General features: G+C 42.1%; 19 protein-coding genes. 12 read left to right on the top strand and 7 right to left on the bottom strand.

From position 1 onward, the window contains the following. Positions 1 to 122: 122 nt before the first annotated feature. Together AAEU31_RS14475 and AAEU31_RS14470 are read left to right on the top strand one after the other, a co-directional pair. Entirely contained in the window at positions 123 to 1,475 is a 1,353-nt protein-coding gene (locus AAEU31_RS14475; RefSeq protein ID WP_295510943.1) for a Do family serine endopeptidase, read from the top strand. Positions 1,476 to 1,573: 98 nt separating this feature from the next. Then, positions 1,574 to 2,656, top strand: coding sequence for a trypsin-like peptidase domain-containing protein (locus AAEU31_RS14470; protein WP_135923442.1), 1,083 nt, complete (start codon positions 1,574 to 1,576; stop codon positions 2,654 to 2,656). A gap of 49 nt (positions 2,657 to 2,705) precedes the next feature. Here the strand turns inward: AAEU31_RS14470 and murA are convergent, their stop codons facing one another. Genes murA through mlaF form a run of 7 tightly spaced genes read right to left on the bottom strand, consistent with a single transcriptional unit; the run spans position 2,706 to position 7,362 of the window. Then, complete coding sequence (gene murA, locus AAEU31_RS14465) at positions 2,706 to 3,965, bottom strand: UDP-N-acetylglucosamine 1-carboxyvinyltransferase (protein WP_135923441.1); 1,260 nt, start codon at positions 3,963 to 3,965, stop codon at positions 2,706 to 2,708. Between the two features lie 15 nt (positions 3,966 to 3,980). Continuing rightward, complete coding sequence (locus AAEU31_RS14460) at positions 3,981 to 4,238, bottom strand: BolA family protein (protein WP_065978178.1); 258 nt, start codon at positions 4,236 to 4,238, stop codon at positions 3,981 to 3,983. Between the two features lie 5 nt (positions 4,239 to 4,243). Further along, on the bottom strand, positions 4,244 to 4,537 hold the full coding sequence (locus AAEU31_RS14455; protein ID WP_135923440.1) for an STAS domain-containing protein: 294 nt from the start codon (positions 4,535 to 4,537) through the stop codon (positions 4,244 to 4,246). After that, positions 4,530 to 5,207: an MlaC/ttg2D family ABC transporter substrate-binding protein gene (locus AAEU31_RS14450; RefSeq protein ID WP_135926229.1), complete on the bottom strand. Its 678-nt coding sequence runs from the start codon at positions 5,205 to 5,207 to the stop codon at positions 4,530 to 4,532. Before AAEU31_RS14450 ends, AAEU31_RS14455 begins: the two co-directional genes overlap by 8 nt. A gap of 2 nt (positions 5,208 to 5,209) precedes the next feature. Then, positions 5,210 to 5,758: an outer membrane lipid asymmetry maintenance protein MlaD gene (mlaD, locus tag AAEU31_RS14445; protein ID WP_135923439.1), complete on the bottom strand. Its 549-nt coding sequence runs from the start codon at positions 5,756 to 5,758 to the stop codon at positions 5,210 to 5,212. Positions 5,759 to 5,771: 13 nt separating this feature from the next. After that, positions 5,772 to 6,551 carry a lipid asymmetry maintenance ABC transporter permease subunit MlaE gene (gene mlaE, locus AAEU31_RS14440; RefSeq protein ID WP_135923438.1) on the bottom strand — a complete coding sequence of 260 codons (780 nt, stop codon included), beginning with the start codon at positions 6,549 to 6,551 and terminating at the stop codon, positions 5,772 to 5,774. Beyond that, positions 6,544 to 7,362, bottom strand: a complete 819-nt coding sequence (mlaF, locus tag AAEU31_RS14435) for a phospholipid ABC transporter ATP-binding protein MlaF (protein ID WP_135926228.1) — start codon at positions 7,360 to 7,362, stop codon at positions 6,544 to 6,546. Before mlaF ends, mlaE begins: the two co-directional genes overlap by 8 nt. 247 nt (positions 7,363 to 7,609) lie before the next feature. Between mlaF and AAEU31_RS14430 the strand changes: the two genes are divergently transcribed. The 10 genes from AAEU31_RS14430 (at position 7,610) to rapZ (ending at position 15,125) form a co-directional block, all read left to right on the top strand. Further along, positions 7,610 to 8,581 carry a calcium/sodium antiporter gene (locus tag AAEU31_RS14430; protein WP_138558035.1) on the top strand — a complete coding sequence of 324 codons (972 nt, stop codon included), beginning with the start codon at positions 7,610 to 7,612 and terminating at the stop codon, positions 8,579 to 8,581. 3 nt (positions 8,582 to 8,584) lie between these two features. Then, positions 8,585 to 9,556: a KpsF/GutQ family sugar-phosphate isomerase gene (locus AAEU31_RS14425; protein WP_138558036.1), complete on the top strand. Its 972-nt coding sequence runs from the start codon at positions 8,585 to 8,587 to the stop codon at positions 9,554 to 9,556. Positions 9,557 to 9,559: 3 nt separating this feature from the next. Then, positions 9,560 to 10,111: a 3-deoxy-manno-octulosonate-8-phosphatase KdsC gene (gene kdsC / locus AAEU31_RS14420; RefSeq protein ID WP_135923435.1), complete on the top strand. Its 552-nt coding sequence runs from the start codon at positions 9,560 to 9,562 to the stop codon at positions 10,109 to 10,111. Further along, positions 10,108 to 10,662 carry an LPS export ABC transporter periplasmic protein LptC gene (gene lptC, locus AAEU31_RS14415; protein WP_135923434.1) on the top strand — a complete coding sequence of 185 codons (555 nt, stop codon included), beginning with the start codon at positions 10,108 to 10,110 and terminating at the stop codon, positions 10,660 to 10,662. The genes kdsC and lptC overlap by 4 nt, the downstream gene beginning before the upstream one ends. Next, entirely contained in the window at positions 10,652 to 11,173 is a 522-nt protein-coding gene (gene lptA, locus AAEU31_RS14410) for a lipopolysaccharide transport periplasmic protein LptA (protein WP_135923433.1), read from the top strand. Before lptC ends, lptA begins: the two co-directional genes overlap by 11 nt. Next, positions 11,170 to 11,895 (top strand): LPS export ABC transporter ATP-binding protein, encoded by a 726-nt coding sequence (gene lptB, locus AAEU31_RS14405; RefSeq protein ID WP_135923432.1) that lies wholly within the window; start codon positions 11,170 to 11,172, stop codon positions 11,893 to 11,895. Before lptA ends, lptB begins: the two co-directional genes overlap by 4 nt. 117 nt (positions 11,896 to 12,012) lie before the next feature. Beyond that, a complete protein-coding gene (locus tag AAEU31_RS14400; protein ID WP_135923431.1) occupies positions 12,013 to 13,509 on the top strand; it encodes an RNA polymerase factor sigma-54 in 1,497 nt (498 codons plus the stop codon). Between the two features lie 26 nt (positions 13,510 to 13,535). Next, on the top strand, positions 13,536 to 13,823 hold the full coding sequence (hpf, locus tag AAEU31_RS14395; RefSeq protein WP_135923430.1) for a ribosome hibernation promoting factor: 288 nt from the start codon (positions 13,536 to 13,538) through the stop codon (positions 13,821 to 13,823). A 3-nt stretch (positions 13,824 to 13,826) separates the two neighbouring features. Further along, positions 13,827 to 14,279, top strand: coding sequence for a PTS IIA-like nitrogen regulatory protein PtsN (gene ptsN, locus AAEU31_RS14390; protein ID WP_421967576.1), 453 nt, complete (start codon positions 13,827 to 13,829; stop codon positions 14,277 to 14,279). Then, the gene (gene rapZ, locus AAEU31_RS14385) at positions 14,280 to 15,125 is read left to right on the top strand and encodes an RNase adapter RapZ (RefSeq protein WP_135923428.1); all 846 of its coding nucleotides are present in this window, start codon (positions 14,280 to 14,282) and stop codon (positions 15,123 to 15,125) included. The last annotated feature ends 5 nt before the right edge of the window (positions 15,126 to 15,130 follow it).

The following is a 15,130-nucleotide window of genomic DNA, read 5'->3' as shown; positions in this document are numbered from 1 at the left end:
GAACTTTTTTTTGACCCCATAGTCTTTAGATATAACAGCTTTATATCTAAACCAAGAAAAGGGCTGCTTATGCAGCCCTTTTTAGTTTTTGCTTTATCTCTGATGTGGAGTAAACCCTGACTATGAAAATGAAATTATCTGTTATTAGTGCTGCTATTTTATCTTCAAGCTTATTGTTAGCGCCTGCAGTTTCAATGGCTAAACTGCCAGTGGCGGTAAATGGTCAACAGTTACCAACCCTTGCACCAATGTTAGAACAAATCACCCCTGGCGTGGTGAGTATTCAAGTTTCAGGCTCAAAAGAAGTTCGTCGTCGTCCAACACCGTTTGATGACTTTTTTGGCGTACCACGCGGCGGTAGTCAAAAACGTGAATTTAGCGGCCTTGGTTCTGGCGTCATAATTGATGCAGACGAAGGGTATATTGTTACCAATAACCACGTTGTCGAAGATGCAGAAAAAATGATTGTCACCCTTGAGGATGGTCGTGAGTACGAGGCAACCAGAATTGGCAGTGATAAAGAATCAGATATTGCATTGCTGCAAATTGATGCTGATGACTTAACTGAGCTAAAAATTGCCGACTCAGATAAGCTGCGCGTGGGTGATTTTGCGGTAGCAATCGGTAACCCATTTGGTTTAAGCCACACAGTAACCTCAGGTATTGTGAGTGCGCTTGGTCGCAGTGGTTTAAACATAGAAGGTTATGAAGACTTTATTCAAACCGACGCGGCTATTAACCAAGGTAACTCTGGTGGTGCATTAGTAAACCTAAATGGTGAGCTGATTGGTATTAACACCGCAATTTTAGGCGCATCAGGTGGAAACGTAGGTATCGGCTTTGCTATCCCATCAACCATGATGAAAAACCTCGTTGATCAAATTATTGAGCATGGCGAAGTTCGTCGCGGTTCACTGGGCATTTCGGGTCGCCCGCTTGACGCTGGCCTTGCTAAAGCACAAAAACTTGATGTAAAACAGGGTGCCTACGTTATGCAGGTGATGGATGACACCGCAGCAAGCAAAGCGGGTATCAAAGCCGGTGACGTGATCATCAGCGTCGATGGCACTGAGATCAGCGGGTTCCATGAACTACGCAGCAAAATTGCTACGCTTGGTGAAGGCAAACGCGTAAAACTAGGTATTTATCGAGATGGTAAAGTTAAAATAGTAAATGTAACCCTCGATGGCGCAGCTTCACTAACAGCAGCTGGCGAAGAAACTCACCCAGCTTTCCAAGGTGCAACATTAGAGAACACTCAGAAGAGTGATGGCAAAGGAGTTGAAATAACCAGTGTGGCAGCACGCTCTCCAGCTGCGCGGGTAGGCCTTGAAGAAGGTGACGTGATTATGCAAGTAAACCGTCAACGTGTTGAAACAATCCGCGACATGAATAAGATTATCGAAAACACTAAAGGTAATATCGTCCTAGGAGTAAAACGAGGTCGAGAGCTTATTTTTGTATTAATTCAATAATTTTATTTGATTTTTCATGAAAAAATAACAGTGGTGCTTGCCGCTGTTATTTTTTTTGTGCCATCATTAAATAATTGCTCATTGATAATAAGAATATTGTGCTAAAACTTTTAAAATTTATCCTACCGCCGCTTTTTACTGGTTTAGGTATCGCCTTCTTGGTCGTGCTTTTTAGCCCGAGTTTACGTAGCGCTTTATTACCCAACATGAATTTACCCGTTGCGATCAGCTCGCAGCACATGAGCTTTGCCGATGCAGTGCAACGTGCAGCCCCTTCTGTGGTAACTATTTTTTCCGAAAGTATTTCTAACCAACCACGCTACAAACGTCAAAACACTGTTCAGGCACTTGGTTCAGGCGTCATTATGTCGCAAGACGGTTACATTCTGACTAATTATCACGTTATTAAAAATGCCGACTTGATCATTATTACACTGGCAGACGGTCGTCGTTTTTATGATGTTCAAGTGATTGGCTTTGATAGTGAAACAGATTTAGCTTTATTAAAAATAAACGCTGAACACTTACCTGTCATTCCTGTTAATGACAATTTTAAACCACGTGTAGGCGATGTTGTTTTAGCCATTGGTAACCCACTTAATTTAGGTCAAACCATTACCCAAGGTATTATTAGCGCTACAGGAAAGCAAAACTTAATCGACAGCCCTTACAGCAGCCTATTACAAATGGATGCTGCCATAAATGTAGGAAACTCAGGTGGCGCATTAGTTAATTCACGAGGTGACTTAGTAGGTATCACGTCGGCGCAATTCAAAACCCATGCAGATTTGGATATCCAAGGTATTTTCTTTGCAGTGCCCTACTCAATCGCTAAAGACATCATGGATATATTAATCAAACATGGTCGTGTTGTACGAGGTTATTTAGGTTTTAGAGGCACCGGCATAGATAGCACAGGCAAAGATGTTAGTGATAACTTTACGCCTGTAGCAGGAATGCGTATTACCGAGCTAGACCCGTTTGGACCGGCGTGGCAAGCGGGGATCAGAGAAACCGATATCGTAATTAAAATCGGCGGTATTTCGGTTGCTAACCCACAACTAGTTTTAGACAAACTAGCAAAAACTGAACCGGGCAATAAGCTAGAATTTGAAGTCTATCGTGATGGTGAGATATTAAAGATTATGGTTACTGTTGGCGAACTAGAGTCAAAATCTTAACCAAAAAAAAGCCTAACAGACGTTAGGCTTTTTTATAAGTATTAAGTTATTAGCTTGAACGGCGCTTAATATTAGCACCCAGCGCACTTAGTTTGTCTTCAATACGCTGATAACCACGGTCAACGTGGTAAATGCGATCAACAACTGTCTCACCTTGCGCCACAATACCAGTTAAAATAAGGCTTGCTGACGCTCGTAAATCTGTCGCCATCACTTGCGCGCCCGATAACCTTTCTGTATCACCACAAATTGCTGTATTACCTTCTAAGCGAATATTTGCGCCCATACGCTGTAACTCAGGTACATGCATAAAACGATTTTCAAAAATAGTTTCAGTGATGGTAGCACTGCCCTTCGCTACCACATTTAAAGCGGTAAATTGCGCTTGCATGTCGGTTGGAAAGCCCGGGTGCGGCATGGTCTTAATGTTAACCGCTTTTAATTCACGACCACGCATATCAAGGTAAATACTGTTATCAGTCACTTCAACCAAAGCATTCGTAGCGCGTAACTTTTCAATCACGGGATCAAGGCTATGGTGATCTGTGTTTTTACACAATACTTCGCCGCCAGCCATTGCCGCAGCGACCAAGAAAGTACCTGTTTCAATGCGGTCTGGAAGAATACTGTACTCACAACCAGATAACGACTCAACACCTTCAATTTCGATGCGGCTTGTACCTGCACCGCTGATTTTAGCGCCCATCGCAATTAAGCAATTCGCAAGATCAGTGATCTCAGGTTCGCGTGCAGCGTTTTCAAGAACTGTTTTACCATCAGCCAGCGTTGCGGCCATAAGTAAGTTTTCTGTTGCGCCAACACTCACCATTTCCATGAAGATTTCGGCGCCTTTTAAACGACCATCAACTTTGGCATTGATATAACCATTTTCAACCTTGATCACTGCGCCCATGCGCTCAAGTCCTTGAATATGAATATCAACCGGGCGGGCACCAATGGCACAACCACCAGGCAGTGAAACTTGTGCTTCACCGAAACGTGCCACTAAAGGCCCCAGAGCAAGCACAGAGGCACGCATTTGTTTTACCAGCTCATACGGAGCTAAAGTTTTATCAACCGTCGCGCCATCAATGATCAGCGTATCTTGCTGCCATTCTACCGTTGCACCAAGCGTTTTAAGTAAAGCTTCGGTGGTGCCGATATCACGTAAGCGAGGTACGTTACTAAAGGTACTTTTACCTTGCCCAAGCAGTGCTGCAAACAAAATAGGAAGTGCGGCGTTTTTAGCGCCAGAAATAGTGACTTCACCTGCCAGCGAGGTGCCACCTTGAATAACAAATTGATCCATGAGGAGGCCCTGAAACTATTGAGGTAAAATAAATTTTTGTTCGCGTTTCCATTCAGTCGGCGTGAACGCTTTGATTGATACAGCGTGGATTGTACCGTCTGAGATTGTTGACATTAACGGAGCATAGACCAATTGTTGTTTCTTAACGCGCGTTAAACCGTCAAAACACTCACCAACAGCAATCACTTCGTAGTGGCTACCGTTTGCTTTAACAATCACTTCGTCTAGCTTTAATTCGTCGCGTAATAACGTTTCGACTTGGCTTGTTTCCATAAATCTCACTCAAATAAGGTTGTGACCTGTCCCAACTGCATCAAGTTTTGCAGTTGCTCAGGAATATTTTGCAATTCAAGGCGAATACCTTGCTGCTTTAATTCTGCGAAAGAGTGAATTAACCAAGCTAAGCCCGCCGTGTCAACCCTAGATACACCAGAAAGGTCAAAATACCACGTTTTGTGTGTAGATTGTGACTTGGTGTTCAGAAGGCGTTCATTGGCGATAGAGTTTCGGGTCAGTTCACCACTGACCCGAAACTGATTATCCTCGAGTTGAGTAATATCAACGTTACTCATCGCCACCTTCACCTCTAAACTGCACTGGTAGTTGGCTCTTTTGCTCAAGTAAGTCACTCACGTGTTCGATACCTTGTTGACGCAAAATGCCTTGTAATTCACTTTGTTTAGCGTCAAGCAGGCTAATACCCTCGGCAATCATGTCGTATGCACGCCAATCACCATCTCGGTCTTCACGTACTTTAAAGTCAATTTTAATATCAGGCTTACCTGGTTCCACAATTTTCGTTTTGACTAGTACCACATCTTGACCTTTAAAAGGCTGGGCTGGGCCAAACTCAACACTTTGGTTTGTATACTGCGTAAACACACCAGCGTATGTAGCAATTAGGTATTTTTGAAACACATCAATGAAGTGTTGCAAATCTTTGATTGCTTTTGCCTTTTCTTCTTTATCTTCGATTGCACGTACTTTTGATACATGGTTACCTAACACACGAAGTGCAGCGTACTTGTAGTCAATGTAAGGCATTAACTCTTCTTCTACGATCACTCTTAGATACTCTTTATCTTTGGCGATTAAAGGCTGATCTTTAGTAATACGTGCAAAGGTATTATCTGATACTTTGCGCACCATTTTGTATGGGTCTTTTAAATCGACCTCAGGCTCTGCAGCGTGTACACCTACCGTAAACACCACGCTTAAAGCGATTAGAAATTTTTTAAACATCATTATTCACTTCCTTGGTTGAACAAGAACTGACCTATCAGCTCTTCTAATACTAATGCTGACTTGGTATCGGTGATGTAATCACCATCAGCAAGCGCTTTACTTTCAACACCAAACAAATCATCTAAAGCAGCATCATCTTGAGCGGCTGTCACTTTTTCACCCATGCAGCGTTGCTCTGCAGAATCGGCAGCAATAACCGGGTTAATACCCAAGTACTGCTCCCCTAAAATACCTGATGTTAAAATAGAGATAGAGGTTGTATCTGAAAACTTACACAAATAGTTTGCGTCAATCGCCATGTTAACTACTGGCACAAACTCTTTTGGATCAATTGAAATTGACTCAACACGCCCCACAACAACTCCGCCGACCTTAATTGGCGCTCGGGCTTTTAACGAACCAATATTTTCAAACTTGGCATTTAGTTGGTACGTTTCACCGCTACCACTAATGCCGGCATTTGCTACTTTGAATGCAAGCAATGCAAAAGCCGCAATACCTAGGGCTACAAAAAAGCCAACTAAAATTTCTAATTTCCGTGAATTCATCTTTATACCCTAATTAGCTGGTAAACATTACCGCTGTTAAAATAAAGTCAAAACCTAAAACTGCCAGTGATGAGTGTACAACGGTTTCTGTTGTCGCTTTACTTATCCCTTCAGAAGTAGGGATACAGTCATACCCTTTGTAAAGCGCAATCCACGTTACAATCAAGGCAAATACAAAGCTTTTAATCATGCCATTGACAATATCTTGCTGAAACGACACTTGCGCTTGCATGATTGACCAGAAACTACCTGAATCAACACCAAGCCAATCAACGCCAACTAAGTGAGCGCCGATAATAGCAACAGCAGAAAATATTAATGCAAGCAATGGCATACTAATAAAGCCAGCCCAAAAGCGCGGGGCAATAATGCGTTTAAGTGGGTCAATTGCCATCATCTCTAAGCTAGATAATTGCTCAGTGGCTTTCATCAAGCCGATTTCAGCTGTTAGTGCACTGCCCGCGCGACCAGCAAATAATAACGCCGTGACCACAGGCCCTAATTCGCGTAACAAACTTAGTGCCACCAATGGCCCTAAGCTATCTTCAGCACCATAACCGACTAATACGGTATAGCCTTGTAAAGCGAGCACCATGCCGATAAACAGGCCCGACACCATAATGATTAAAAGCGATTGTGAGCCGACCATATACAACTGACGGATCAGTAACGGCGTGCCTTTTTTGAAGTTTGGCATATTAACTAATGCGCCAAACAACATTTGCGTAGAGCGACCAAGCGCAGCAAAACGGCCTAACGTCTTGTGACCTAGCTTTTGAAACAGATCAAGCATTCGGTACTCCCAATAATTCATCATCATAAGCAGGAGCAGGATAATGGAATGGTACAGGACCATCCGATAATCCTTTTAAGAACTGCTGAACAAGCTCTGATTGATGATTTTGCATTTGCTCAGGTGAGCCTTCACCAATCACACCTTGATCAGCAATAATGATCACGTGATCTGCAATACTAAGCACTTCGGTTACATCGTGCGTTACAATAAGCGACGATAAACCTAACACCTCATTCAGTGATTTGATCAGCTTAACAAGTACCCCCATCGATATAGGGTCCTGGCCGGCAAAAGGCTCATCATACATAATCAGTTCGGGGTCAAGGGCTATCGAGCGAGCCAAAGCTGCACGGCGTGCCATACCACCTGATAATTCAGACGGCATTAAATCTTGTGCACCACGAAGACCTACAGCTTGTAACTTCATAAGGACTACAAGCCGAATTAAATCTTCACTAAGTTGAGTGTGTTCGCGTAAGGGGAAAGCGATATTGTCAAACACAGACATATCAGTGAATAAAGCACCACTTTGAAAAAGCATACTCATTTTAGTGCGGGCAGCATAAAGTTCCTTGCGAGACATGCTAGGAATACTATTGCCTTCGAACAAAATATCACCAGAATCAGGCTTAAGTTGACCACCTATCAAGCGTAACATGGTGGTTTTACCTATGCCGCTCGGTCCCATGATAGCGGTGATCTTGCCTTTCGGAATGTTAAAACTCATATTTTTATATATGATTCTATCGCCCCGTGAAAAGGTTACATCCTTGATTTCTACTATTGATTGCGACAAGTCGCTCTCCATAACGTTTTTCACTCGTTTTGCCATTTTAAAGTTTTTTTAGTCAAGATGGAAAAAACAATTCGTAAAATTTTGTAATATTTTCTATTCGCCAAATTAAACTCTACGCAGTTGCTCCTTAACCACACCTGAAATCTCATTCCTAAAAAACCGCGCTTTGTGCCTGCCAGCCTATTCTTTTACTTATACTTTCCTGCTCGCTTTTGTTACTATTTGCAGTCATCTGTTTCAGTAATGTTGGCGTATCACAATGGTGACTTCTTTTGTCATTTTAATTATTGGTTTTGCAGCACTTGTTTGGAGTGCCGATCGGTTTGTTTATGGTGCGGCTGCACTCGCAAAAAATATGGGGATCCCGACCCTAATCATAGGTTTAACGGTTGTTGCTATGGGTTCTTCAGCCCCTGAAATGATGGTATCTGCTTCTGCCGCGCTTGCCGGTAAAACTGATACAGCAGTAGGTAATGCTGTTGGCTCAAATATCACCAATATCTTACTAGTACTGGGCGTAACGGCACTACTTCGCCCTCTTTCTGTCTCGTCAATGACCTTAAAACGAGAAATGCCTTTAGTACTACTTGTCTCAATTGCGGCATGGTACGTGTTTTCAGATAACTACTTTTCGTTTGCCGAAGGTATCGCATTAGCTCTTGCCTTTGTTGTCTTCATCGCAGGCTTAGTGATTGTTTCTTTACGCGCTAAAAATCAAGACGATGACCCTTTCGTGAGCGAGGCATGTGAAGATGTTCCCGATAATGTCAGTACTAAATCAGCTATCCTATGGCTTGTTATCGGTATGATACTTTTACCTATCAGCTCACATTTTTTAGTCGAATCAGCCGTTGATATTGCTAAATACTTTGGCCTTTCAGACCTTGTAATTGGTTTAACAATTATCGCTATTGGTACCAGTCTACCTGAACTGGCTGCATGTATTGCTGGGGTATTGAAAAACGAAGATGATTTAGCATTGGGTAATATTGTAGGCTCGAACATTTTCAACCTACTCGCTGTTTTACCACTGGCTGGGATCATCAACCCATCGATTATCGACCCATCTGCAGCGAACCGCGATGCCCTTATCATGATTGCAGCTACTTTAGTGCTGATTGCCATGTCATTGAACTTTAAAGGTGCTCGCCGCATCAATAGAGTAGAAGGTGGCTTTTTGTTAGTCGCATTTATTGCATATCAAGGCTATATTTTTAGCCAAATAGGATAATCAATGACCCAGCTAAATTTTATTGCGCAAGGTAAGCGCGTTCTTGAAATTGAAGCGCAAGCTTTACACGAAATAGATCAGTACATCGATGAACATTTCGAGCAAGCTTGTCAGCTAATGTACCAATGCACAGGCCGTATCATCGTTATAGGCATGGGTAAGTCTGGCCACATTGGCAATAAAATAGCTGCCACATTAGCAAGCACTGGTACACCGGCATTTTTCGTTCATCCTGGCGAAGCAAGCCATGGCGACCTAGGGATGATCACTCGAGATGATGTAGTAATGTGCATTTCGAATTCGGGTGAAACCAGTGAAGTGTTAAGCATTATTCCTGTTATTAAACGAATTGGCGCAAAAATGATTTCGCTAACAGGTAACCCTGACTCAACAATGGCAAAGCTCTCTAATGTGCATGTTTGCATTAAAGTTAGCCAAGAGGCATGCCCACTGGGTCTTGCGCCAACGGCAAGCACTACAGCAACTTTGGTTATGGGTGATGCAATGGCTGTTGCTTTACTCGAAACACGTGGCTTTACAGCCGATGACTTTGCATTATCTCATCCCGGAGGCAGCCTAGGTAAGCGCTTGTTGCTTACATTAAACGATGTAATGCACAGTGGTGATGCAACACCAATAGTGCACGAGTCGCAAAGCATTAAAGATGCGCTTATTGAAATGTCTGCTAAAGGGTTAGGTATGACAGCCGTGGTCGCGGAAGACCAAAAACTCTGCGGCTTATTTACGGATGGTGATTTACGTCGTATTTTAGAGCAACGTATTGATATTCATAGTACCGCCATTAGCCAGGTCATGACGCGCTCATGTACTACAGCCAGTGCAGAGATGCTGGCTGCTGAGGCGTTAAATATTATGGAACGCAAACGTATCAACGGCTTGATTGTAATCGATAAAAATAACACACCGATTGGCGCGCTTAATATGCAAGACCTATTAAAAGCAGGAGTTCTGTAAGTAATGACATTCGCCGAGCTATACCAGCCCCTTAGTCCTGATGTAAGTCAGCGTGCTCAAAAAGTTAAGTTACTAATATGTGATATTGATGGCGTTTTTTCTGATGGCCGAATTTATCTTGGAAATCAGGGCGAAGAGCTTAAAGCATTTAATACCAAAGATGGCTTTGGCATAAAAGCACTCATTAATAGTGGCTTTGAAGTTGCCGTTATTACTGGGCGCCATTCACAAATAGTTCAGCAGCGAATGACTAGCCTAACCGTGCAGCATATTTATCAAGGCCAAGAAACAAAGCTGATTGCATACCAAGAGTTAAAAGATAAACTTGGCCTAGAAGATGAGCAAATAGCGTACATTGGTGACGATGGCCCTGATTTGCCTGTAATGGAAAAAGTAGGCTTTGCGGTAGCAGTCAATGATGCGCACCCACTGATAAAAAAACTGGCTCACTATACGACCATGCTACCGGGTGGCTTTGGCGCTGTACGTGAATTAACAGATTTACTGATGTTAGAAAACGGTAAGCCGTTAACTAGCGATGGAACCAGCGCATGAATATAGCCCGTATTTTACTGAGTATTGTTTTTGTTTGTTGCATGGTGTGGTTGTGGTATCCGTACTTTAACCAAACAACAAACACAATAAATAGTGAAGACGAGATTATTGCAACTCCCGATTATACGGCCGTTGCACTAAAGCAAACCGCTTATGATGAGCAAGGCAAGATTAGCCATAAAGTGGCCGCTGCGAAAATGGAGCTTTATCAGCAGCTTGGGTTTACCTTTTTTGAGCAACCTATTTTTACACTTTATGGCGACCAGCAAATTTGGCAAGTAAAAGCTAAAGAAGCCACCTTATATGAAAACGATCAGCTTATTTTTGAAGGCGATGTTGTTGCTAAAAACTTAACCCATAATGGCATGATCGAAGATATTAAAGCTGAAAACATTAACGTTGATATAGAACAAATGACCATGTTTTCGAAGCAACCTGTGACGCTAACAGGACCAAATTTAAAAATTACCGGTAAAGGCCTAAAAGCTAATTTAAAAACCGAGATTGTAGAGTTAACTAACCATACACGAACCATATACTATGACCAATAAACTGAAGAAATTACTCCTGATCCCAAGCTTATTGATTGCCTTTTCAGGCGTAGCTGCCGAGCAGACAGGCGCACAAATTAGCATAAGCTCAGATCGTCAAACTGGTAAGCTAAAAGATGGCGTTGGTATATTTGAAGGCAATGTCGAAATTATACATGGTAACCGCCGGATCACAGCCGAACGCCTTGAAGCCCATGGTGGTGATACAGAAGGTACTGTTGAGTTAATTATCGCCACAGGTAAGCCTGCTTATTTTGAAGAAAAGCAAGCAGATGGCACGGTAATGAGCGCCAGTGCAGAAGAAGTTCGCTACGACGTAGCCAAGCGCTTCTTAACTTTAAATGGCGAAGCCGAAGTGACTCAAGCAGGCCAAAAAGTAACAGCGAAAAGCATTACTTATGATATGGCACAACAACTAATTAGCGCAGAAAAAGACGAAAACTCAACAGACCGTGTACACACAATCTTAGTGCCTGTTGACAACAAACAAGACGATAAAGGCCAACCATGAGCACATTAAAAGCAGAGCTTTTAGCAAAAAGTTATAAAGGCCGCCAAGTTGTCAAAAATGTGGGTCTTGAGGTTGAAGCGGGCAGTATCGTTGGTTTGCTTGGCCCAAATGGCGCAGGCAAAACCACCACTTTCTATATGATTGTTGGCTTAGTACCTAGCGATAAAGGCAAGATCAGCATTGATGATAATGATATTACACTTTTGCCAATGCATAGCCGAGCACGTTTAGGGATTGGTTACCTACCACAAGAGTCATCTATTTTTAGAAAGTTAACGGTTTATCAAAACCTAATGGCTATTTTAGAAACGCGTAAAGATTTAAATAAACAAGGCCGAGAAGAAACACTCAACAACTTACTTGATGAATTTAGTATTCAGCATATTCGTGATAGTCAAGGTATGGCCTTATCTGGGGGCGAGCGTCGTCGCGTAGAAATTGCTCGGGCATTAGCCGCAAACCCTAAATTTATCTTGTTAGATGAGCCTTTTGCTGGTGTTGATCCTATTTCAGTGTTAGATATAAAGAAAATTATTGAACACTTAAAAAATCGTGGTATTGGTGTATTAATCACTGACCATAATGTTAGAGAAACCCTTGATGTTTGTGAAAAAGCCTACATTGTTTCTCATGGGGAGCTAATTGCATCAGGAACACCTGAGCATGTTTTAGCTGACCAAACCGTACGCGATGTGTATCTAGGTGAGCAATTCAGGCTATAACCAATAAGCCACCATCTAGCGCATCTGCTAAACTAAATAACAATGACAATAAATCGATATAAATTTACCTGTGACTGCACAGGTGTCGATAACACATAAAAGGATTGTTAGGGATACATGAGGCAATCATTACAGCTGCGCATGGGCCAGCAACTTACAATGACTCCACAACTGCAACAAGCAATTCGCTTGCTGCAGCTTAGTACATTGGATCTCCAGCAAGAAATTCAAGAAGCACTTGATAGTAACCCTCTGCTTGAAGTGGAAGAAGCAGATTACAACGATGAAAACATTGGTAAGAACGAGCAAAAAGCTGAATCTGATGATACTCAGCTAAGTGCATCGGCCGAAGAAGCGCCGAGTGAGTACGAACAAGAAAGCAGCGATGCCCTTAACAAAGACACCGTTAGTGACGATTTAGCTATGGATGTGACATGGGATGAGTACATGAGTGCAGCCCCATCAACATCATCAGGTCCAATGCCAGAAGATGAGTCAATTTATCAAGGTGCATCGACTGAAACCCTCCATGAATACCTTATGTGGCAATTACAACTCACACCATTTAGCCCAACCGATGAAGCGATCGCTGTCGCCATCGTAGAGGCAATTGATGACTCAGGTATTTTAACTGTTAGCTGCGAAGACATAGTCGAAAGTTTTAATCAAAATAATGATGAAGAAGAAATCGAACTAGATGAAGTCGAAGCGGTCTTAAAGAGAATACAGTTGTTTGATCCAGTAGGGATTGGTGCCCGTAGCTTACAAGAGTGCTTATGTATCCAGCTTCGCCAATTCGATGCGAGTACGCCGTATTTAGCTGAAACTAAAATGGTTTTATCTGAGCATATTGAATTATTAGCAAGTCGCGACTATCGCACTTTGATGAAAAAGACTAAGCTTAAAGAAAGCGAACTAAAAGAAGTAATGACGCTGATCCACAGCTTAAACCCTAAGCCAGCAGACAGCATAGTTCGCGAAGAGTCTGAGTACGTTATACCCGATGTATCGGTTAAAAAAGTTAAAGGTCGTTGGGTCGTTGAACTAAACCCAGATTGTATGCCAAAAATTAGAGTGAATAGCCAATATGCAGCTATGTCACGCTCAGTAAAATCGAGCAGCGATAGCCAGTTTATTCGCTCTCATTTACAAGAAGCTAAATGGTTTATTAAAAGCTTAGAGAGCCGTAACGATACACTTTTAAAAGTGACCAATTGTATCGTACAGCAACAACAAGCATTTTTTGAACATGGCCCAGAAGCCATGAAACCAATGGTGCTGAACGATGTCGCAGAAATGGTCGAAATGCATGAATCGACAATTTCACGTGTTACAACACAAAAATACATGCACACCCCTCGCGGGATTTTTGAGTTGAAATATTTCTTCTCAAGCCATGTCAGCACAGAAAACGGTGGTGAGTGTTCATCAACAGCAATTCGCGCTTTGATCAAAAAGCTTATCGCTGCAGAAAACTCAGCTAAACCATTGAGTGATAGTAAAATTGCAGATATATTGGCTGAGCAAGGAATTAAAGTAGCTAGACGCACAATTGCAAAATATCGAGAGTCTCTAGCGATACCTCCGTCTAATCAGCGTAAGAGTTTGATTTAGACGTTTTACATAGAAGGAAAATGCTTATGCAACTAAATTTAACTGGTCGTCATGTAGAAATCACTGATTCATTAAGAGACTATGTAAACAGCAAGTTTGCAAAACTAGAAAGGCATTTTGACCACATTAATAATGTACATGTCATTCTAGATGTAGAAAAATTAAGCCAAAAAGCAGAAGCAACTTTACATGTAAATGGAGGCGAGCTCTTTGCCTCAACTGCACACCAAGATATGTATGCAGCCATTGACTCGCTAATCGATAAACTAGATCGTCAAGTCATTAAACACAAAGAGAAATTAGCTCGACACTAAATTATGAAACTTAGTTCACTTACTAACCAGGACTGCAGCAAAGCTGCGGTCCTTTTTAATAGCAAAAAAAGAATCCTTGAATATATCAGCGAGCTGGCTCACCAGCAGCTTCCTCATTTATCTCAACAAGACGTCCTTGATGCCTTACTCAATAGAGAAAAATTAGGCAGTACAGGTATTGGTCGTGGCATTGCTATTCCACATGGCCGCATGAGTGGTGCAGAGCAACCAAAGGCATTTGTCATAGTGAGTGAATCCCCAATCAATTTTGACGCAATTGATAACCGACCTGTGGATATTTTCGTTGCACTCATCGTACCAGATGGAGACAGCCAACTTCACCTAAAGACCTTATCGACAATTGCTGATAGACTAAAAGATAAAGAGTTTTGTAAACAGTTACGTAGCGCCAAAACAGACCACGAACTGTTTCAGGTCATATCAGCAGAGGCATAAATGGAATTAATTATCATCAGCGGTCGCTCAGGCTCAGGTAAATCGGTCGCTTTACGTGTACTTGAAGACTTGGGTTACTACTGTGTTGATAATATCCCAGTCAACTTATTACCTTCGCTTGTTCGTAGCGTTTCAGACAACTATGACAAAATAGCAGTCAGCATAGATGTGCGTAACTTACCGAAAGAGCAGCAAGAGTTTAATGATATTCTTGAATACCTGCCAGGTTTTGCAAACCCAACACTGTTCTATTTAGACAGTGATGACCAAACTCTGATCAAACGCTTTTCTGAAACGCGACGCTTACATCCTCTATCGATTGACTCGCTGCCACTCGATTTAGCAATTAAGCAAGAAAGAGTATTACTGGATGTACTGATCACGCGCGCTGATTTTATGATTGATACCACCGACCTGAGTGTTCATCAGTTAGCTGAATCAATTCGTGAAAAGATCTTAGGTAAAAAAGATAAAAAGCTGATTATCACCTTTATGTCGTTTGGCTTTAAACATGGTATTCCAAAAGAAGCCGATTACGTATTTGATGCACGTTTTTTACCAAATCCACATTGGGAGCCAGATCTAAAGCCACTCACTGGCTTAGATCAACCAGTAAAAGATTACCTTGCAAGTCATAGCATAGTGCAAAAATTTACATGGCAAATTCAAACATTTGTGCAAACATGGTTGCCTCACCTTGAGCGTAACAATCGAAGCTATCTTACTATCGCAATTGGTTGTACTGGCGGGCAACATCGCTCGGTATATTTAGCGCAGACCATTGGTGATAGCTTTTCAAAAACGCATGCGAACGTAAAAATCCGCCATCGCGAGCAAGATATTTAATTGGA

It is taken from the genome of Pseudoalteromonas thalassia (assembly GCF_049257215.1).
Taxonomy (GTDB): Bacteria; Pseudomonadota; Gammaproteobacteria; order Enterobacterales; family Alteromonadaceae; genus Pseudoalteromonas; species Pseudoalteromonas lipolytica_C.
The sequence above is the reverse complement of the archived record's forward strand: the minus strand, read 5'-3'. Positions and strand labels throughout refer to the sequence as shown.

Bases quoted from the DNA above. Each gene is read 5' to 3' on its own strand.
- lptC (WP_135923434.1), top strand. From the start codon at position 10,108: ATGAATATAGCCCGTATTTTACTGAGTATTGTTTTTGTTTGTTGCATG.
- AAEU31_RS14425 (WP_138558036.1), top strand. From the start codon at position 8,585: ATGACCCAGCTAAATTTTATTGCGCAAGGTAAGCGCGTTCTTGAAATT.
- ptsN (WP_421967576.1), top strand. From the start codon at position 13,827: ATGAAACTTAGTTCACTTACTAACCAGGACTGCAGCAAAGCTGCGGTC.
- lptB (WP_135923432.1), top strand. From the start codon at position 11,170: ATGAGCACATTAAAAGCAGAGCTTTTAGCAAAAAGTTATAAAGGCCGC.
- AAEU31_RS14460 (WP_065978178.1), bottom strand. From the start codon at position 4,238: ATGGAAACAAGCCAAGTCGAAACGTTATTACGCGACGAATTAAAGCTA.
- AAEU31_RS14430 (WP_138558035.1), top strand. From the start codon at position 7,610: ATGGTGACTTCTTTTGTCATTTTAATTATTGGTTTTGCAGCACTTGTT.
- lptA (WP_135923433.1), top strand. From the start codon at position 10,652: ATGACCAATAAACTGAAGAAATTACTCCTGATCCCAAGCTTATTGATT.
- rapZ (WP_135923428.1), top strand. From the start codon at position 14,280: ATGGAATTAATTATCATCAGCGGTCGCTCAGGCTCAGGTAAATCGGTC.
- hpf (WP_135923430.1), top strand. From the start codon at position 13,536: ATGCAACTAAATTTAACTGGTCGTCATGTAGAAATCACTGATTCATTA.
- AAEU31_RS14400 (WP_135923431.1), top strand. From the start codon at position 12,013: ATGAGGCAATCATTACAGCTGCGCATGGGCCAGCAACTTACAATGACT.
- kdsC (WP_135923435.1), top strand. From the start codon at position 9,560: ATGACATTCGCCGAGCTATACCAGCCCCTTAGTCCTGATGTAAGTCAG.
- mlaF (WP_135926228.1), bottom strand. From the start codon at position 7,362: ATGGAGAGCGACTTGTCGCAATCAATAGTAGAAATCAAGGATGTAACC.
- AAEU31_RS14475 (WP_295510943.1), top strand. From the start codon at position 123: ATGAAAATGAAATTATCTGTTATTAGTGCTGCTATTTTATCTTCAAGC.
- murA (WP_135923441.1), bottom strand. From the start codon at position 3,965: ATGGATCAATTTGTTATTCAAGGTGGCACCTCGCTGGCAGGTGAAGTC.
- mlaD (WP_135923439.1), bottom strand. From the start codon at position 5,758: ATGAATTCACGGAAATTAGAAATTTTAGTTGGCTTTTTTGTAGCCCTA.
- AAEU31_RS14455 (WP_135923440.1), bottom strand. From the start codon at position 4,537: ATGAGTAACGTTGATATTACTCAACTCGAGGATAATCAGTTTCGGGTC.
- mlaE (WP_135923438.1), bottom strand. From the start codon at position 6,551: ATGCTTGATCTGTTTCAAAAGCTAGGTCACAAGACGTTAGGCCGTTTT.
- AAEU31_RS14450 (WP_135926229.1), bottom strand. From the start codon at position 5,207: ATGTTTAAAAAATTTCTAATCGCTTTAAGCGTGGTGTTTACGGTAGGT.